Below are 16,933 nucleotides of genomic sequence, written 5' to 3'. Positions count from 1 at the left end.
CGCGAAGCGCCGTCCGTCGGCGTAACCCGCCACGTCTGCTTCCGCGGAGACAATGTGGTGGATTACGCCTGCGGCTAATCCACCCTACAACCTGACATAAGGCTCAATCAACAACCGGCTTTCGCGATCCCATCGCCAAAGCCGTTCGTTGGTGAGAAGCGTGCCACCCCACCAGCGACGAATCGGATTATGACGCGGGAAGTCCTCTTGTCCCGCCAGCACCGCCGTCCCGAAATCGGTGAGTGACATCAGGGATTGCTTATATTGCGCGAAACGGCGCGCATCGTCATGCATGTCGAGCGTGAATGGCCCCTCGTCGAGCCCGGCTACGGCCGGTACCGGGCATCGCGCGAGCCCGTCGAGCAGGACTCCGACTTCCCAGTAATCGTACACGCGCCGCTCGTTGCGCTTCTGATGACCCGGGAAGACATCGAAGGGCTGCACGCCGCCAGGCGCGATCAACTCCAGCATTCGCATCTCAGTCGCTCCAAGACCGGTGGTCACGCCCGGGAGTTCCTCGAGCAGGTCGAGGGCGCAACGCTCGAGTTGCGGAAGCAGGCTCAAATCCATCTCGATGAGCTCGAACCAAGTCTGCGGCGTGGACGCGCAATAGGCTCGCCATGCCCGACCGGCCAGTTCAACGTGATCCTGCGTAATTCTTGCAATTGGAGGATTCAGCTTCGCAAGTTGCTCCGGCGCGAGATCACCCACGGCAAAGTCCAGACGACGTATCGAGAGCTTGGAAACTGCCGCTTCCTCGGTGCCGCAATAATCGAGCAGCCAGAGCAGAAGCAATTGTGCGTTCGGCTCTGGTCCCATCCACAGTTCGGCCGTGTCGCATTCGGACAACAGATCGATCAGTCCGCGCCCCCTCACCCCGGACCTTTCCAGGAGCCAAACCGGCGTATCGTCGAGCCAGTGCAGGCCATTTGGATGAGCCACGCGCGGGGCGAAGAATGCCTCGCATTCCGTTTCGGAGAGTAGCGGTCCCCCGACCATGCGACGCTCGATCGCAATGACCAGGTCGGCAAGGCCGGCCCGTTGTATGGCGCCGGCGGCGGACGAGTCTGTCGTCACAATAAGCCGCGTCACGTCGGCCTCCTCAGGGCTTCGTCAGGACAGGGCCGTAGCGCCACAGCCGATCGTTGGTCAGATGTGTGCCGCCCCACCAGCGATCGATTGGATTATAACGGCTGAAATCCTCCTGATGGGCCAGTACAGCCTTACCGAATTCGGTCAGCGACAACCGGCTGCGGAGGTAAACCTTGTGCCGGGCTCCGAGATTGCCAAGGTCGATGATGCGTAATTCTTCGCCGAGCCCGGCCACAGCTGGCTTGGGGCCGAGGGCGAGGCCTTCGAGCAAATATCCCAGTTCGACCTCACCCCACACGTAAGTGCCCCGTAGCGAGCGTAGATGGAACAACGCATTCGTGTTTGCATACCAATGGAGCATCTCCAGAAATCGAATCTCGGTCGCACCTAGTCCGGTCAAAGGAGACGGGAGCTCTGCCAGAAGCTCGAGCAAGGCTGGCCGCAGCATCAGCAACGCGCTCAGATCGCGGTGAAGCAGATCGATGCAGGCCTCCGGGGTCGGCCCGCGGTAGGCCGACCATGCCAACTGCGCGATCTCGAACTCCTCCGCACCGACGTCCCCGACGGAAATATGGCGTTCGCCCTCAACGAAATCATAATCGGGACCAAATATCAGGTCGGAGTTCAGCAATCGCAGCCTGAGCTTCAGCGCCAATGCAGGATAGCTGCCGAGGTAATCAAGCAACCAGACCAGTTGCAGCTGGTCGCGGGCAGTCGCTCCAAACCAGAGTTCGATCTCGTCGTAAAGCTCGCAAAATTCAGCCAGCGACAATTTGCGACGCTTGGCGTCGCGGGGCCAGCGGACCCAATCCGACCAATGTTCGGCATGGCCAAGCTCTGCGGTGTAGGCAGCCAAATAAGCTGAGAGCTTTTCCACCTGCGGGAGCGGTCCCCACTCAAAACTAAAATGGAACGGGATGACGATCTCGGCCAACCCCGATCGAACGAGATCAATCCCGCCGCCCCACCCGGTCAAGATCAGCCGCTTCATCGCACCACCTGATAAACGCAAGGCAAAACGAAAACGGGCACCGAAGACGTCGGCAACTCAACGTCTTCAGCGCCCGCTCCTCGCGAAAAACCTGGCTGTCTAAGATTTACTCGTCCGTCGGCTCCTCGCCGTCGGCGTCGCGCTCGGGCGTGCCGGCCAGGATCTGCTCGGCGATCAGGCCGGAGTTCTGGCGGATCGCGGTTTCGATCTTGGCGGTGATGTCGGGGTTGGCCTTCAAGAACGCTTTCGAGTTCTCGCGGCCCTGGCCGAGCCGCTGGCTGTCATAGGAGAACCAGGCGCCCGATTTCTCGACGATGCCGGCCTTGACGCCGAGGTCGAGGATCTCGCCCATCTTGGAGACGCCCTCGCCGTACATGATGTCGAACTCGACCTGCTTGAACGGGGGGGCCAGCTTGTTCTTGACCACCTTGACGCGCGTGGTGTTGCCGACCACCTCGTCGCGCTCCTTGATCGCGCCGATGCGGCGGATGTCGAGGCGGACGGAGGCGTAGAATTTCAGCGCGTTGCCGCCGGTGGTGGTCTCAGGCGAGCCGTACATCACACCGATCTTCATGCGGATCTGGTTGATGAAGATGACCATGGTGTTGGACTTGTTGATCGAGGCCGTGAGCTTGCGCAGCGCCTGGCTCATCAGACGGGCCTGCAGGCCCGGCAGCGCATCGCCCATCTCGCCTTCGAGCTCGGCCTTCGGCACCAGCGCCGCGACCGAATCGATCACCAGCACGTCCACCGCACCGGAGCGCACCAGCGTGTCGCAGATCTCCAGCGCCTGCTCGCCGGTGTCGGGTTGCGAGATCAGGAGCTCGTCGATGTTGACGCCAAGCTTGCGGGCATAGACCGGGTCGAGCGCGTGCTCGGCGTCGATGAAGGCGCAGATGCCGCCCTTCTTCTGCGCTTCCGCCACCGTATGCAGCGCCAGCGTGGTCTTGCCCGAGGATTCCGGCCCGTAGATCTCGACGATGCGCCCCTTGGGCAGGCCGCCGATGCCGAGCGCGATATCGAGCCCGAGCGAGCCCGACGACACCGCCTCGATGTCCATGGACCGGTCGTTCTTGCCGAGCTTCATCACCGAGCCCTTGCCGAACTGGCGCTCGATCTGGGAGAGCGCGGCAGCCAGAGCTTTACTCTTGTCCATGGAAGATCCTTCGACGATACGCAGGGCAGTGGCGGACATTGGGTCGTGCTCCTTATGGCGAGGATTCGCGTGAGGGACAAACAGTTGCGAGGCGGCGCGGCGATAAAAGCAATGTACCCTATTTGTTCCAGGTTCGCAATATGTTCTTTTTGGAATTTGGCGGCTGGCCGCGCTTCTGCCCCTACCCCCAGGTTGAATTCGGGACGTCCTAATTCCCGGTGGTGGCTCGTCGCAAGCCAGCAGCCCCACAACGTAGATCCTGCATTCTGGCCGGAACGGTGAACGTTCCGCGGACGCGGTTGCGGCCCGATCCTGGTCGACCTTCATCAGCCGGCTCGTGCCTGCGCGTTGTGCGCACAACTGAACAGACGCCGTTCCGTTTATGGATCCTAATCGATCATCACCACGCGCGGGACCGCGGCGACGATCGATGATGAAACCCCGATTGCGCTGCCGCCTTCCGCGCACGGACAGGATCGTGCCATGCTCAAGCGGCGACGCTTCAAGCAACAACTGACCCTTCAAGACCGGCTCTCCGCATGGGTGAAGCAGATCAAGGAGGACGCCGCCAGCCTGCCTCCCGGCCCCGAACGGGACGCCCTCCTCAAGAAGGCGCGCCAGGCCGAGTTGGCAAATCATCTGCACGACTGGGTCAAATCGCCCGGGCTGCAACCGCCGAAATAGCGGCGCGGCCGCAACATCCCGCCCCGACCGAAGCTGACGCGCATCGAAGACGCATGCCTGGTCGTCATAAATTCGCAATCCTGCGGCACCGAACCTTTTCGCGGTCTCAGGCCTTCTCCAGGGCGAGACCGTAACTCTGGGGATCTCAGTCATGACGGACAACGAGCATCGCGAAACAATCGGGCGCAAACCTCTGCCGCAGGCGGCGCATGAGGAGATGATGAAGTTCGAGCGCAAGGAAAACGAGTTCCGCAGGAAGGACCGCGAAGAGCGCGCCAGCGAACTCCATCTTCCCCTGAATGAAATCAAGATCCATTAGAGCCTGAAGGGGGCCGGCTTCGAAACCGACAACGTCCCGCCGGCTGACGCTTTGGTCGCCGGTCGGGATCGACCGACCCGCGCGACGGCGCGACATCGCGGGGAACGGCCCGCATGGCCCCTAGCGAGTCGCGAGCTATAACGGTATCTAAACACCGCACTCAAGCCACTGAAAGAACAACAGAATTTCCATGCGGCCTACTGTGCATGGGGTTGTTTTCCAGTTTTGAGATTGGCGGCAGGCCGTGCCCGCGATCGCCGCAGGACACGAGCACCGGCAGTGCCTGCCTTACAGCAGCGCCAGCAGCACGAGGCCGATCACCAGCACCACGAAGCCAGCCGCTGTCGCGGCGGCGAACGACCGCTCTACGTTATCCATGATGCCACCCCGTAGTCGGCGTGCCACGTTTCCCCCATGACTGCGCCGAACGGTCTGAAATCTTGCCGACCTGTGTGACCGCAGTTGTGCGAACGGATGTCGAAATTGGGACCGGTGCGGGGCCAGTCTGCGGCCTCGGCCACCGGGCGTGGAAACCTGCCGCCTGTCAGGCTGCCGTAAGCGGAGCCGGCTAGGATGACGCGGCTCTGGTGTTGCAGCCCAGCACCTCGGCCTCCAACAACTCTCTGCCCCGCTTGGCTCTCCCCAGGCGGGGCTTTTTCATGCCTGGCTGCCGGCTCGCGGATCCCTCTCCTCGCGGGTCAGGCGCAGCACGAAGGCGCGGATCGCAGGCGCCGCCAGGAGCACGATCGGCAGCATCGCGGCCCAGGCGATCAGCCACGACGCCATCCAGTGACCGACGAAGATCGCCGCGCTGCCCGCGGGCCAGCTGGCGATCCCGGCCGCGATCAGCGAAGTCAGTCCGGACTGGATGATCCCGAAGACGAAGTGACTGTAGCGGCGGGGAATGCCGAGCATGACGGACCCATGTTGCTTGCCGTCATCAGGGCAAGCAAGGCACATGCCGCCGCGCGCATCGGCAACGTTGGCGGGAACCGGTCTGCGTCGCGTGTCGCGCGGCGCAACACCCGCAAACGAATGCAGCCCAGGAACTCTGTTCTTGGTCGGAGAACCACGGGGTAACTGTCCGTCAACCAACAGATTTTCCTTGCCGTGGGAATATGATGACGACCAACTTGTTTGCGATCTTGGAAGTGAATCGTGGGAGGTCACCATGAATCACAGGGGCATCGAATTCACCGTCGCCAAGACGGCGATTCCCGGAATCTGGCAATGGCAGTTCCGCATCGGCGATCAGATCAAGACGGGCAAGACCGAGACGAAAATCGATCTGCTCGCGATCCGGCGCGTGCAACTGCGGATCGATCGGGAGCTGAAGCGATCGGCGGGGCAACGGCCTGAACCGGCCGGATAGCGCCGCGCTGATCGCGCGTGGGGCGTCTGCACCGCACCGGCGGGGCTGGCAGGCCCCTCGCCCCGGCATCATCCGTAGCCGCCCGGAATTGATCTGACGCTGGTTTGGGATTGGACTGCGCGCGCCCGTGGCCTTGGGGGCGAGGCCGTCACGCGCGATCGGTGCCAGCCATGCCGCTCTATTTCTTTCGTATCCGGAATGGCCGTTATTCCGGCTGCGCCGACCAGGCGACGGAATTCGCCGATCGCGATTCGGCCTGGAAAGAGATGACCAATGTCTGCGCCGACATGACCGCCGGCATTGCCCGCAAGCTCCAGGAAAATTCCGAATGGCACATGGAGCTGCTGGACGAGGCCAAGGAGCCGATATTCCGGATCCGCATCGTCGCCGAAACGCTCGACTAAAGCGCGATGCGATTAGGATGAATCGTCATCGCGCTTTAGGTTGTTGTTTAAGCATGATCTTTTCGGAAAACCGCTGCGCACTTTTCCGGATCATGCTTTAGCAAGAGCCCCTCGGGCAGGCCGGCTTCAGTCCGCGCTGGGCAGCCGCCGCATGGTGAATTCGATGTCGCCGCCGGGCAGTTCGCGCCAGGTCTCGACCGCGCTCATATAGCCGGCCTTGGGGTAGCGGGCGAAGAAGGCCTGCGCCCGTTCCCGCGCCGCCGCGCGCGGCAGCGTGAAGGTCTCGCGCAGAAAGCCGTCGCCGATCGTTTGGACGGGCTTGCCGGGCGCCTTGCGCCGGCGCGCCATCCGCTCGGCGAGATCCTGCGGACGATCGGCCATGTCCTGCCCTCCTCTACGCGCTACGCTCGGAGGCAAATGTAGGGCGTGGGCCCGCCGAAGAGGAGTCCTGTCCGAAGGCCTGTGCCGCCCCCGGACGAAGCTGTCGTCAGTTGGCGGCCGTGCCGCTCTTGGTCTTCTTCGGCGCGCTGGTTGCGGCCGATGCCTTCGGCGCCGCCGGCTGCTTCGGCGGATCGGCGCGCATGCCGCCCCAGGGATCACTGGACGACTTGGAATCCGGGATTTTCTTCAGCGTTTCCTTGTAGGCCTTCTCGCGCTCGGCCTCGAGCGCCTTCTCCTCCGGCGTCTTGCTCGGGCCGTCCTGCATCAAATTGATATTGGGCAATTGCGCATAGGCAGGTCCCGCCAGCGCTGCCAGCAGCACCGCCGCCATACGGAAAAGCTTCATCGTCTACTCCTTGATCATCCATGAGGCAGGGATCGCCCGCGCCGGGGCCGTTCGGGGCCGCTAGAGCCGATCCGACCGGCAAGATTTGGGCCCATGCAGCCAATCGTCCCAGATCGGGCCGCATCTGGTGCACCCGCTCAGCGCGAGGCCGAGCGCGATCATACAAAAGACGAGGACACACCGACGCAACATCATCCACCCGTTCCCAAGCGAGGCATCATACCGGGCCAAGTCAGGCATTTTCAAGCCGACGGGACCGCCGCGAGACCGGGTGACTTTGCTGCGCCGATGCGCTCACAATGGGACGAAACATCCGGCAATACAGGAGAGCGCGACAGCAATGCAAAGGCAGCCAGACGCCGAATTCGGCCTCCCCGACGCCAGACGCATCCTCGGCGAGGTTTTTGCGCCCTGGGTCCAGGATCTCAACCTCGCGGTCGAGCGCCTCGAGCACGCTCAGCCGGCGGACCAGCCGGACTGGCAGCCGGGCGCGCTTCTGCGCATGCCGTTTTCGGAGCGGTTGTGCCGCAACGGCGGCGTGGTCTGCGGCCAGGCCCTGATGGCGCTTGCCGACACCGCGATGGTGATCGCGATCCTTGCGGCCAATCGCGGCTATCGTCCGATGACGACGGTCGACCAGACCACGCATTTCATGCGCGCGGTGTCCTCGTCGGACGTACTGGCGGACGCGCGCGTGGTGCGGCTCGGGCGCACCATGAGCTTTGGCCGCGTCACGCTGCTCTCGGCGACCGACAACAAGCCGGCCGCGATGGTGTCCAGCGCGTTCGCGATGTTGCCGGGCTGATCGAAAAGCGAGAGCCGCGTGAGCGCCAAGCGCAGCGCGGCTCTCCATCACGATCGCATCGAGGCAGCAGACATCGAGGCAGCAGACATCGAGGCAGCAGACATCGAGGCAGGAGACATGGAGGCAGGAGACAGGCGCGACCGCAATCGCGCTTCGGTCCGCGCGCTTCGCGTTACTTGCCGAGCACTTCGTCAGCCGCCGTGACGATGCTGGCTGTCGGATTCTTTCCGCAATAGGCACCAAACTTCTTGGCGTTCGCGATGAAAACGTCGGTGTCGATGATCGCGTTGTCCTCGTCGCCCTTGTACCAGCCGTCCATCCAGGTCAGCACGACCTGGATGTTGTCTTCGCCGCTCTCGAGGAACTGCTTGCAGCTCATGGTCGAAAGGTCCCATTTGACGGCGTGGGCGGGCATCGACGACAGCGAGAGCGCAGCGGCGAACAGAAGCGAAAGCGTGGTCTTCATCGGAATCTCCATCGGCGCCGTAACGCCATAAAAGAAAGGCTTGCGGGGGAAATCGGCGGAGAGGCTCTCCGCTCGAACGTCGTAAACGAAGTCTGAAGCGCCGTGCGAGCAGCGCCGATATTGAGTTTAGTTCAAAGTAATTTCTATGCATTACTCCATAATCATCGTGATGGACCGACGCCGATGATCGAGAAACGTACAGCGCAGCGTCACCGTGTTTTCAAGGGTGGAACGATCACCTTCGAAAACAACGGCATCGCCTGCACGGTGCGGAACATGTCGGCCGGCGGCGCGGCGATCGACCTCGACGCTCCCGTCACGTTGCCGCAATCGTTCACGCTCTCGATCGCGCGCGACGAGTTCGTACGGAATTGTCGCACAGTTTGGCGCAGTGACAAGCGCGTCGGCCTCGCCTTTGTGCAATAGCGCGCGCGATGTGAACGAGCGTTCGCATCGCATCCACAAGGCGATGATGATTGCGCGGCACGACGACGGCAACGCCAGCGCGGGCTTGCGGTCGCGGCCGCCTCGTCGTCGATCCCGCAAGTGAGGCGGCGCGACCGGGCGCCCCGCCTGTTCTATCTCACCTTCTTGGCCGGCTCGCTGGGGCGGGCCCCGCCCCAAGGGTCGTATTTGTCCTTCGGCTCGGGAATGCGCTCGAGCGCAGCCTTGTAGGCTTTCTCGTCGACCTTGGGCCCGTTGTCCACCGGCTTGGCCGCGTCCTGGGACGGCCGCCGGCCCTGCGCCTGCGCCGAGGCAGCCGTCAGTGCCAGCACGGCGGCCGCGATGACCAAAATCCTCATCGGTGCAATCCCCTTCGTCTGGGGTACAAACTAGCCCGCAAACGCGGAATAGCAAATGCCGCGGGTTCTAGGGCTTGTGGAGGCCTCAGCAAATCTTGATCGGCAAGGACTTCGCCGGACCGCATTCGTGCCTATCTGTTGGCCCGCAGGGGACTTTCACGGATGTTACGGATCATTGCTCATGCCGCGCTGCTCGCCGGCGCGCTCGCGCTTGGTGCCTGCGGCTTTGCTGACAGCCGCGCGCCGGTGCCTGAGTTCATGCGCATGAAGGAGGCCGAGCAACCGCCACCCGAAGCGCCTCCCGACGTCAAGCGTGTGGTGCGCGAGCAGATCGATGTGGTTTTCCTCGCCACCTCCTATCCGCGCGAGGTGCACGTCGCCCCGCCCCATCGCGAGCTGCGCGGACCGGGCTGGACCGCCTGCGTCCGCGCGCAGCTCACCTCCGCAACCGGCACCTCGCTGGGCGCCCAGACCTACATCGTGACGATCAACGGCGGGAAGGTCGTGGACCGCCGGCGGGCGGAAGCCGACGACATCTGCGGGACCGAGACATACGAGCCGGTCTAGCGCATGATCCGGAAAAGTGCGCAGCGGTTTTCCGAAAAGAGCATGCTCAAACAACAACCTAAAGCACGATGACGAATCATCCTAATCGCATCGCGCTTCAGGAACCGTCGCCACCCGCCGGTTCCGGGAAAAACGGGCATCGCGGCGGGGAACGATCGCCGCCTCCCCTTCTTGTTACCGCCGAGGGCAGTTTCGAGGAGGACATGATGAAGACATTTGCGATTGCGCTGTTGGCGGGCGTGGGCGCCTTGGCAGCCGTCTCGGGGGCGAAGGCTTCCGATATCTACACGACCAGCGAATACACCAATCCGGATCTCGTTCAGCAGGTGCGGCTCGTCTGCGACGACGCCGGCCGTTGCTATCGCACGCGCAGCGGTTCGCGCGTGATCGTGCGCGATTCCTACAACTACATGCCGCGCGAACGCTATTACGAGCGCCGCACCTATCATCGCGACTGGGATGACGGTCCGCGCGCCGGCGTCGGCATTCGCGCGCCTGGCGTCAGCGTCGGCGTTGGCGTCGACGACCGCTGGTAATCCGCGAAGGCTTGATGGTTCGGGACCGGACGAGACTATTCGCCCGGTCCCGTTCGTATGCCTCTACGAGGTGACCGCCGTCATGCGACGGTCGATTGCTGCTGGAACTGCTCGTACGCCGCGATCGCATCCGCAGCGTACATCAGCGAGGGGCCGCCGCCCATGTAGACGGCCATGCCGAGCGTCTCCTCGATCTCTTCGCGGCTCGCGCCGAGCTTGACCAGCGCCTCGACGTGAAAGCCGATGCAGCCGTCGCAATGTGCGGCGACGCCGAGCGCCAGCGCCATCAGTTCCTTGGTCTTCTTGTCCAGCGCGCCGTCACGCGTGGCGGCCTGGGCGAGTGCGGAAAATCCCTTCATCGTATCGGGAATGTCGCTGCGCAGCTTCTTCAGGTTGGCGGAGATGTTTCTGGTGATGTCGACGTAGTTCTTGTCCATCGGACCCTCGTTAGCTGGATTTGGCGGTGGTCGGAGCCTCGCGCGGCGCGCGCAAGGCGATGTAGATCGCGGGAATCACCAGCACGGTGAGCAGCGTTGACGAGGCCAGCCCGAACAGCAGCGAGATCGCCAATCCCTGGAAGATCGGATCGAGCAGGATGGTCGCGGCCCCGATCATGGCCGCAAGCGCGGTGAGCAGGATCGGCTTGAAGCGGACCGCGCCGGCCTCGAGCACCACCTCGCGCAACGACTTGCCGTCCCCGCCGCTGTGCCTGATGAAGTCGACCAGCAGGATCGAGTTGCGCACGATGATGCCGGCGAGCGCGATGAAGCCAATCATCGAGGTCGCGGTGAACGGCGCACCCAGCAGCCAGTGCCCGATCAGGATGCCGATCAGCGTCAGCGGAATCGGCGTCAGGATGACGAGCGGCAGACGGAAGCTCCTGAACTGGGCGACGACCAGCACGTAGATGCCGAGGATGGCCGCACCGAAGGCGGCACCCATGTCGCGGAAGGTCACCCAGGTGATCTCCCATTCGCCGTCCCACAGCAGCGTCGGGCGCGACTCGTCCGATGGCTGGCCGTGCAGGCTGATCGCAGGCTTCGGCAGCTTGCCCCAGTCATGGGCATCGACACGATCGGCAACCGCGAGCATGCCGTAGAGCGGCGCCTCGAAGCGTCCGGCGAGCTCGGCCATCACCATGTCGGCGAAGCGGCCGTCGCGGCGGAAGATGGTCGGCGAGCCCTCCTCCATGGTCGCCTTGACGACCTGACCGAGCTCGACCACCGTCTTGCTGCCGGGCAAGGTGTTGGCCGGCACCGGCGTCGAGGCCAGCGCCTCGTCCCAGACCAGATCGCGCTTTCCGAGATGCACCGCGATCTCGATCGGGTTGCGGTCCTCGCCGCGATGCGAATAGCCGATCGAGGTGCCGCCGAACAGCGCCTGGATGGTGTCGTAGACGTCGCGCTGCTCGACGCCGAAGAATTCGAGCCGGTCCTGGTCGATCGAGAGCCGCAGCCGTGGCCGCTTCTCGCCGATGGAATCGTCGATGTCGACGATGAAAGGCACTTCCGCGAAGACCTTCTTGAGTTCCGCCGCGACCGCACGGCGCGTGGTCGCATCGGGACCGTAGACCTCGGCGAGCAGCGTCGACAGCACCGGCGGCCCGGGCGGCACTTCGACCACCTTGATGCTGGTGCCCGCGGGCGGATCGAGCGCCTTCAGCTTCTCGCGCAGCTCGAGCGCGATCTCATGGCTGGCGCGCTTGCGCTCGCCGCGCGCAGCCAGGTTGACCTGCACTTCGCCGAGCTCGGGCCTCTGGCGCAAATAATAGTGCCGCACCAGACCGTTGAAATTGAACGGCGCCGGCGTGCCGGCATAGGATTGCAGCGAGGTGACCTCCGGCAATTGCCGCGCGATCGCGGCCGCGCCGAACAGCGTACGCTCGGTCGCCTCCAGGCTCGCGCCTTCCGGCAGGTCGACGACCACGGCGATCTCGGACTTGTTGTCGAACGGCAGAAGCTTGACCGTCACCGACTTGGTCGCAAACAGCGTCATCGACAGCAGCGTCGCGATGCCGACGCCGAGCAGGAAGATCCAGGCCGACCGCTTGCTCCGCACGATCGGCGTGGCGAAACGCCGGTAGAGCCGGCCGAGCCGGCCTTCGTCGTGCTCCGCGTGCGCTGAGACAACCTCGCCCCTCGGCGCGAGCTTGAGCATCAGCCAGGGCGCGACCACCATCGCGACGAAGAACGAGAACAGCATGGCGGCCGACGCGTTCGCCGGGATCGGCGCCATATAGGGGCCCATCAGGCCCGACACGAACAACATCGGCAGCAGCGCGGCGACCACGGTCAGCGTCGCGACGATGGTGGGGTTGCCGACCTCCGCCACCGCCTCGATGGTGGCCTGCAGGCGCGGCCGGCCGTCGCGCATGCCCCAGTGCCGCGCGATGTTCTCGACGACGACGATGGCGTCGTCGACGAGAATGCCGATGGAGAAGATCAGCGCGAACAGGCTGACGCGGTTGATGGTGTAGCCCATGAGGTTGGCGGCGAACATCGTCAGCAGGATCGTCGTGGGAATCACGACGAACGTCACCAGCGCCTCGCGCCAGCCGATCGCGATCGCGATCAGGACGACGATCGAGACGGTCGCAAGGCCGAGGTGGAACAGCAGCTCGTTGGCCTTCTCGTTGGCGGTCTCGCCGTAATCGCGCGTCACCGTCACCTGGACGTCCTCGGGAATCAGGCGCGACTTCAATCCTTCGAGGCGCCCCGCGATATTCTCGGACACGACGACCGCATTGGCGCCGGCCCGCTTGGCCAGCGCCAGGCTGACGGCGGGCGTGCGCGCCCACTGCCCGGCGGCCCCGCGCGAATCCGTCCAGACGCGATGCTCGATGGTGCTCGGACCGACGACGACGGAGGCGACGTCCTTGACGTAGACCGGCCGGCCGTCGCGGCTCGTGATCAGCAATAGTCCGATGTCGGGAATGCCGGACAGCGTCTGCCCCGCCGCGACGCCTCGCACGATGCCGGCATCGCGAACCTGCCCGGCCAGGAACGAGCGGTTGGCGTCCTTGACCTTGGCCACGAGTTGCTGAAGCGTGACGCCGAACAGCGACAACTTCTCCGGATCTGGCTCGACCCGGATCTGTTGCGCGGCGCCGCCGGATATGTAGGTCAGACCGATATCGTCGACCTTCATCAGCTCCGCGCGCAGCTTGTCGGCGAGCTCGTACAGGTCCTTGTCGGTCCAGCGGCTGGCAACCTCCGGCTTCGGCGCCAGCGTCAACACCGTCACCGCGACGTCATTGATGCCCCGGCCGACGATCAGCGGTTCGGGGATGCCGACGGGAATGCGGTCGAGGTTGGCGCGGATCTTCTCGTGCACCCGCAGGATGGCATCCTCGAACTTGGTGCCGACCAGGAAACGCGCGGTGACCATCACGCGGTCGTCCTCGGTCTGGCTGTAGACGTGTTCGACGCCGTCGATGCCCTTGACGATCGATTCCAGCGGCTTGCTCACCAGTTCCACCGCGTCGGGCGCGCGCAGGCCGTCGGCATTGACGCGGATATCCACCATGGGAACGCTGATCTGCGGCTCCTCCTCGCGGGGGATCGCCACGACGGCGATCAGCCCCACGACCAGCGCCCCGATCAGGAACAGCGGGGTCAGCGGCGAAGCGATGGTCGACCGGGTCAACCGTCCTGACAGTCCGAGATTCACGGCTTCACCAATTGGTCGCCGGCCTGGATGCCCGACAGGATTTCGAGGCCGTCGGGAAGCGAAGGCGTCGGCATGTCGCGGCCGCGTTGCACCGGCACGTCGACCGTCTCGTCGCCTTTCCGGAGCCGGACATAGTCGATACCGAACCGGGTCGTCACATAGCCCGAAGGGATGACGAAAGCCGTCCGCATTCCCGCGGCGACCCAGACCCGCAAGCGGTCGCCGACGAAATATTCGCCGAGCCCCTCGACGGTCGCATCCGCGATGACGCGCCCCTCCTCGATCAGGGGATAGACGAGGTCGACCACGCCCCATTTCGAGGCCTCTCCCGCCAGCTCCGCGCCATCGACGCGGACCTTGTCGCCGGCCTTGAGGAAGCGCGCGTGGCGCTCCGGCACGCGCAGCCGCAGCTTGAAATTCTGCTGGGCGACGGTCACGATCGGATCGCCCGCGAGCACCACGGATCCCACGGTGATCAGCCTCTTCAGCACACGACCGTCTGCCGGCGCGAGCACCTGTCCCTGGTTGAGCTGCTCGTTGATGACGGCACGCTCCGCGGTCCTGGCGCGCAGGCCGTTGTCGGCGACGTTGAGCGCCGTGCGCTGCTCGTCCAGCTTGATCCGCGGCAGGATACCGCGCTCGACCAGCCCCTCGGTTCGGGTGAAGTCGAGTTGCGCCTGGTTGGCCTGCGCCTGCAGCGCCTCGATCTGGGCGTCCAGCGATTTCATCTGCAGCACGAGTTTCTCGTCACCGATGGTCGCGATCGCCTGGCCGGCGGCAACGCGATCCCCTTCCCGGACCTTGAGCTGAGCCACCGTGCCGCCGATGCGTCCGCGCGCGGGCACCACGCTGGTGCTTTCGACCGTGGCGAATACCGCCTTCTCGTCCGCGATCGATTGCCGCGCGACCACGAGTGTTTCGGCTGCCGTCGCGGGTGTTGCAGACCAGCCTATCGCCGCGAAAGCAGCCAGCAGGCCCAAATATCTCGCCATACATCGCATGGGACTTTTCCGTATCACGACCAAAGCATCACCACGCCGCGGCGTAGCTCATTTCATCTGCATCGGAGAGAAGCGTGTTGATCCTGGTCAAGGCGCCCTTCCCCGAATTCTCGTAGGTCTGCTCCTGGCGGACTTCGGTGCGCAGAACGCCTGGTAGAGCGTCTTCAAGACCTCACGCGCCGGCTCGCTGGCGATCGAATAAAAGATCGTCTGCGCCTCGCGTCTGGATGCGACCAGGCCATCCTTGCGAAGGAGCGCAAGATGCTGGGAGACCGTGGAGTCGCGCAGGCTGAGGAACTCGGCCAGCTCGCCGACCGACCGCTCGCCGTCGATCAGCTGACAGATGATGAGCAGACGGTGACGGTTCGAGAGCGCCTTGAGCAGCTCGCTCGCCTGATCCGCCGCCCGCTCCATGACATCGCTATTTATTTTCATACTTGCGTATATACGAAATTACGAATATATAGTCAAGCGCTGCACGACGGCCGGAACTAAACCGGCGGAGCGGCCTGGTCCAACGGAGGATACCCATGGCGGAAGTTGTCGTAATCGGAGCCGGTCTGAGCGGAACGCTGATGGCCTATGAATTGCTGCCCCAGTTGCGAAAGGAAGACCGCCTCAGCGTCATCTCGCAAGGCACGGTCTATCATTTCGTGCCCTCGAATCCGTGGGTGGCCGTCGGCTGGCGCAAGCGCGAAGAGATCGAGATCGATCTTGCCGACGTCATGAAACGCAAGGGCGTGCGGCTGCTGACGCAGGGCGCAAAGCGCGTCCACCCCGGCGAGAACCGTGTCGAGCTCGGTGACGGGACGTCGATCGACTATGATTATCTGGTCGTCGCGACCGGTCCCGAGCTGGCGTTCGACGAGATTCCGGGTCTCGGGCCGCAGGGCCATACCCAGTCGATCTGCCACGTCGATCACGCCGCGCATGCCCGTGACGCCGTCGAGAAGCTCGCGGCCAATCCTGGCCCGGTCGTAATCGGCGCTGTCCAGGGCGCCTCCTGCTTCGGGCCGGCCTACGAATTTCTCTTCATCCTCGAGACCGAACTGCGCCGGCGGAAGCTGCGCGACCGGGTGCCGATGACGTTCGTCACCTCGGAGCCGTATATCGGCCATCTCGGTCTCGACGGTGTCGGTGATACCAAGGGGCTCCTGGAAAGCGAGATGCGCGAGAAGCACATCAAATGGATCACCAACGCCCGCGTCGACAATGTCGCCCCCGGCGTGATGTCGGTGGAGGAATTTGCCGACGACGGCACGTCTCGCAAGGCTCATGAGCTGCCATTCGCCTATTCGATGATGTTGCCCGCCTTTCGCGGCGTCGAAGCGGTGCGCGGCATCGAGAAGCTGACCAATCCGCGCGGCTTCGTCATCGTCGACAAGCATCAGCAGAACCCGGCCTTTCCCAATATCTTTGCAGTCGGCGTCTGCGTTGCGATCGCGCCGGTCGGCGCGACGCCCGTGCCGGTGGGCGTGCCCAAGACCGGCTTCATGATCGAATCCATGGTGACGGCGACCGCGATCAACATCGGCGCCCTGCTCCGCGGCAAGGCACCGACGGCGCAGCCAACCTGGAACGCGATCTGCCTCGCCGACTTCGGCGATTCCGGCGTCGCCTTCCTCGCGCAGCCGCAGATCCCGCCGCGCAACGTCAATTGGTCCTCCAAGGGCGAATGGGTGCACTTCGCCAAGGTCGCCTTCGAGAAATACTTCCTGCGCAAGATGCGGCGCGGCGAGAGCGAGCCGTTCTACGAGCGCTTCCTGCTCGACAGGCTGAACATCGCCAAGATCAAGGAGGTCCGAACCGGCACATGAGCACGACACGCCAGATCGTCTGCGGACATTGCGGGCGCATCAACCGCCTGCCCGCCGAGCGCGCACCGGACGGTGCGCGCTGCGGCGCCTGTCACCAGCCGATGTTCACCGGCCAGCCGATCGAGGTGGACGAAGCCGCTTTCGGCCGTCATGTCGCCAGCAACGACATTCCCGTGCTCGTCGACGTCTGGGCGCCATGGTGCGGACCCTGCCGCGCCATGGCCCCGATGTTCGCGCGCGCGGCGCAACAGCTCGAGCCCGGCGTGCGGCTGTTGAAGCTGAATTCAGACAACGCACCCGCCTTGTCGTCGCGGCTGAGCATCAGCGGCATTCCGACGCTGCTGCTGATGCAGGGCGGCCGCGAGATCGCCCGCCATTCCGGCGCGATGGATGCGCGCAGCATCGTCGCCTGGACCGAAGCCAACCTGAACCGTTCGTAACGTCGCAAGATCAAAAAAGGAGCC

General features: G+C 64.2%; 22 protein-coding genes. 10 read left to right on the top strand and 12 right to left on the bottom strand.

Annotated elements, in window-relative coordinates; genetic code table 11:
* Positions 1-84: 84 nt before the first annotated feature.
* From D6B98_RS31105 to recA, 3 genes are all read right to left on the bottom strand, one after another.
* Positions 85-1,092, bottom strand: coding sequence for a hypothetical protein (locus D6B98_RS31105; protein WP_126260837.1), 1,008 nt, complete (start codon positions 1,090-1,092; stop codon positions 85-87).
* Between the two features lie 10 nt (positions 1,093-1,102).
* The gene (locus D6B98_RS31100) at positions 1,103-2,083 is read right to left on the bottom strand and encodes a DUF1835 domain-containing protein (RefSeq protein WP_126260836.1); all 981 of its coding nucleotides are present in this window, start codon (positions 2,081-2,083) and stop codon (positions 1,103-1,105) included.
* Positions 2,084-2,189: 106 nt separating this feature from the next.
* Complete coding sequence (recA, locus tag D6B98_RS31095) at positions 2,190-3,278, bottom strand: recombinase RecA (protein WP_126260835.1); 1,089 nt, start codon at positions 3,276-3,278, stop codon at positions 2,190-2,192.
* A 444-nt stretch (positions 3,279-3,722) separates the two neighbouring features.
* Between recA and D6B98_RS31090 the strand changes: the two genes are divergently transcribed.
* Together D6B98_RS31090 and D6B98_RS40195 are read left to right on the top strand one after the other, a co-directional pair.
* Positions 3,723-3,923 (top strand): hypothetical protein, encoded by a 201-nt coding sequence (locus D6B98_RS31090; RefSeq protein ID WP_126260834.1) that lies wholly within the window; start codon positions 3,723-3,725, stop codon positions 3,921-3,923.
* A 151-nt stretch (positions 3,924-4,074) separates the two neighbouring features.
* On the top strand, positions 4,075-4,242 hold the full coding sequence (locus D6B98_RS40195) for a hypothetical protein (protein ID WP_164718981.1): 168 nt from the start codon (positions 4,075-4,077) through the stop codon (positions 4,240-4,242).
* Between the two features lie 657 nt (positions 4,243-4,899).
* Here D6B98_RS40195 and D6B98_RS31085 read toward each other — a convergent pair.
* Positions 4,900-5,157 carry a DUF2798 domain-containing protein gene (locus D6B98_RS31085; RefSeq protein WP_164718980.1) on the bottom strand — a complete coding sequence of 86 codons (258 nt, stop codon included), beginning with the start codon at positions 5,155-5,157 and terminating at the stop codon, positions 4,900-4,902.
* A gap of 256 nt (positions 5,158-5,413) precedes the next feature.
* Between D6B98_RS31085 and D6B98_RS31080 the strand changes: the two genes are divergently transcribed.
* Positions 5,414-5,614: a hypothetical protein gene (locus tag D6B98_RS31080; protein WP_126260947.1), complete on the top strand. Its 201-nt coding sequence runs from the start codon at positions 5,414-5,416 to the stop codon at positions 5,612-5,614.
* Between the two features lie 170 nt (positions 5,615-5,784).
* Positions 5,785-6,018, top strand: a complete 234-nt coding sequence (locus D6B98_RS31075) for a DUF6894 family protein (RefSeq protein WP_126260833.1) — start codon at positions 5,785-5,787, stop codon at positions 6,016-6,018.
* 126 nt (positions 6,019-6,144) lie between these two features.
* Here the strand turns inward: D6B98_RS31075 and D6B98_RS31070 are convergent, their stop codons facing one another.
* Together D6B98_RS31070 and D6B98_RS31065 are read right to left on the bottom strand one after the other, a co-directional pair.
* The gene (locus D6B98_RS31070; protein WP_126260832.1) at positions 6,145-6,399 is read right to left on the bottom strand and encodes a hypothetical protein; all 255 of its coding nucleotides are present in this window, start codon (positions 6,397-6,399) and stop codon (positions 6,145-6,147) included.
* 106 nt (positions 6,400-6,505) lie between these two features.
* The gene (locus D6B98_RS31065) at positions 6,506-6,805 is read right to left on the bottom strand and encodes a hypothetical protein (protein ID WP_126260831.1); all 300 of its coding nucleotides are present in this window, start codon (positions 6,803-6,805) and stop codon (positions 6,506-6,508) included.
* A gap of 340 nt (positions 6,806-7,145) precedes the next feature.
* Here D6B98_RS31065 and D6B98_RS31055 point away from each other — a divergent pair, with 340 nt between their 5' ends.
* Positions 7,146-7,610 (top strand): PaaI family thioesterase, encoded by a 465-nt coding sequence (locus D6B98_RS31055; protein WP_126260830.1) that lies wholly within the window; start codon positions 7,146-7,148, stop codon positions 7,608-7,610.
* A gap of 172 nt (positions 7,611-7,782) precedes the next feature.
* On the opposite strand, the gene D6B98_RS31050 is transcribed toward D6B98_RS31055, so the two are convergent.
* Positions 7,783-8,076: an HdeA family protein gene (locus tag D6B98_RS31050; RefSeq protein ID WP_164718979.1), complete on the bottom strand. Its 294-nt coding sequence runs from the start codon at positions 8,074-8,076 to the stop codon at positions 7,783-7,785.
* 120 nt (positions 8,077-8,196) lie between these two features.
* On the opposite strand from D6B98_RS31050, the gene D6B98_RS31045 reads away from it, so the two are divergent.
* Entirely contained in the window at positions 8,197-8,502 is a 306-nt protein-coding gene (locus tag D6B98_RS31045; RefSeq protein WP_235885065.1) for a PilZ domain-containing protein, read from the top strand.
* Positions 8,503-8,654: 152 nt separating this feature from the next.
* Here D6B98_RS31045 and D6B98_RS31040 read toward each other — a convergent pair whose 3' ends face one another.
* Complete coding sequence (locus tag D6B98_RS31040; RefSeq protein ID WP_126260827.1) at positions 8,655-8,879, bottom strand: hypothetical protein; 225 nt, start codon at positions 8,877-8,879, stop codon at positions 8,655-8,657.
* A gap of 162 nt (positions 8,880-9,041) precedes the next feature.
* Here D6B98_RS31040 and D6B98_RS31035 point away from each other — a divergent pair, with 162 nt between their 5' ends.
* Together D6B98_RS31035 and D6B98_RS31030 are read left to right on the top strand one after the other, a co-directional pair.
* Complete coding sequence (locus D6B98_RS31035; RefSeq protein WP_126260826.1) at positions 9,042-9,446, top strand: hypothetical protein; 405 nt, start codon at positions 9,042-9,044, stop codon at positions 9,444-9,446.
* 203 nt (positions 9,447-9,649) lie between these two features.
* A complete protein-coding gene (locus tag D6B98_RS31030) occupies positions 9,650-9,982 on the top strand; it encodes a hypothetical protein (protein ID WP_126260825.1) in 333 nt (110 codons plus the stop codon).
* Positions 9,983-10,062: 80 nt separating this feature from the next.
* On the opposite strand, the gene D6B98_RS31025 is transcribed toward D6B98_RS31030, so the two are convergent.
* The 4 genes from D6B98_RS31025 to D6B98_RS31010 form a co-directional block, all read right to left on the bottom strand.
* Positions 10,063-10,419, bottom strand: a complete 357-nt coding sequence (locus tag D6B98_RS31025) for a carboxymuconolactone decarboxylase family protein (RefSeq protein WP_126260824.1) — start codon at positions 10,417-10,419, stop codon at positions 10,063-10,065.
* Positions 10,420-10,429: 10 nt separating this feature from the next.
* The gene (locus D6B98_RS31020) at positions 10,430-13,651 is read right to left on the bottom strand and encodes an efflux RND transporter permease subunit (RefSeq protein WP_126260823.1); all 3,222 of its coding nucleotides are present in this window, start codon (positions 13,649-13,651) and stop codon (positions 10,430-10,432) included.
* Positions 13,648-14,643, bottom strand: a complete 996-nt coding sequence (locus D6B98_RS31015; protein WP_245481500.1) for an efflux RND transporter periplasmic adaptor subunit — start codon at positions 14,641-14,643, stop codon at positions 13,648-13,650. Before D6B98_RS31015 ends, D6B98_RS31020 begins: the two co-directional genes overlap by 4 nt.
* Before the next feature lie 96 nt (positions 14,644-14,739).
* On the bottom strand, positions 14,740-15,087 hold the full coding sequence (locus D6B98_RS31010) for an ArsR/SmtB family transcription factor (protein ID WP_126260821.1): 348 nt from the start codon (positions 15,085-15,087) through the stop codon (positions 14,740-14,742).
* A 95-nt stretch (positions 15,088-15,182) separates the two neighbouring features.
* Here D6B98_RS31010 and D6B98_RS31005 point away from each other — a divergent pair, with 95 nt between their 5' ends.
* Together D6B98_RS31005 and trxC are read left to right on the top strand one after the other, a co-directional pair.
* Positions 15,183-16,469, top strand: a complete 1,287-nt coding sequence (locus tag D6B98_RS31005; protein ID WP_126260820.1) for an NAD(P)/FAD-dependent oxidoreductase — start codon at positions 15,183-15,185, stop codon at positions 16,467-16,469.
* Positions 16,466-16,909 (top strand): thioredoxin TrxC, encoded by a 444-nt coding sequence (gene trxC / locus D6B98_RS31000; RefSeq protein WP_126260819.1) that lies wholly within the window; start codon positions 16,466-16,468, stop codon positions 16,907-16,909. The genes D6B98_RS31005 and trxC overlap by 4 nt, the downstream gene beginning before the upstream one ends.
* The last annotated feature ends 24 nt before the right edge of the window (positions 16,910-16,933 follow it).

The sequence above is a fragment of the Bradyrhizobium sp. LVM 105 genome (assembly GCF_003957705.1).
Classification (GTDB): domain Bacteria; phylum Pseudomonadota; class Alphaproteobacteria; order Rhizobiales; family Xanthobacteraceae; genus Bradyrhizobium; species Bradyrhizobium frederickii.
The sequence above is the reverse complement of the archived record's forward strand: the minus strand, read 5'-3'. Positions and strand labels throughout refer to the sequence as shown.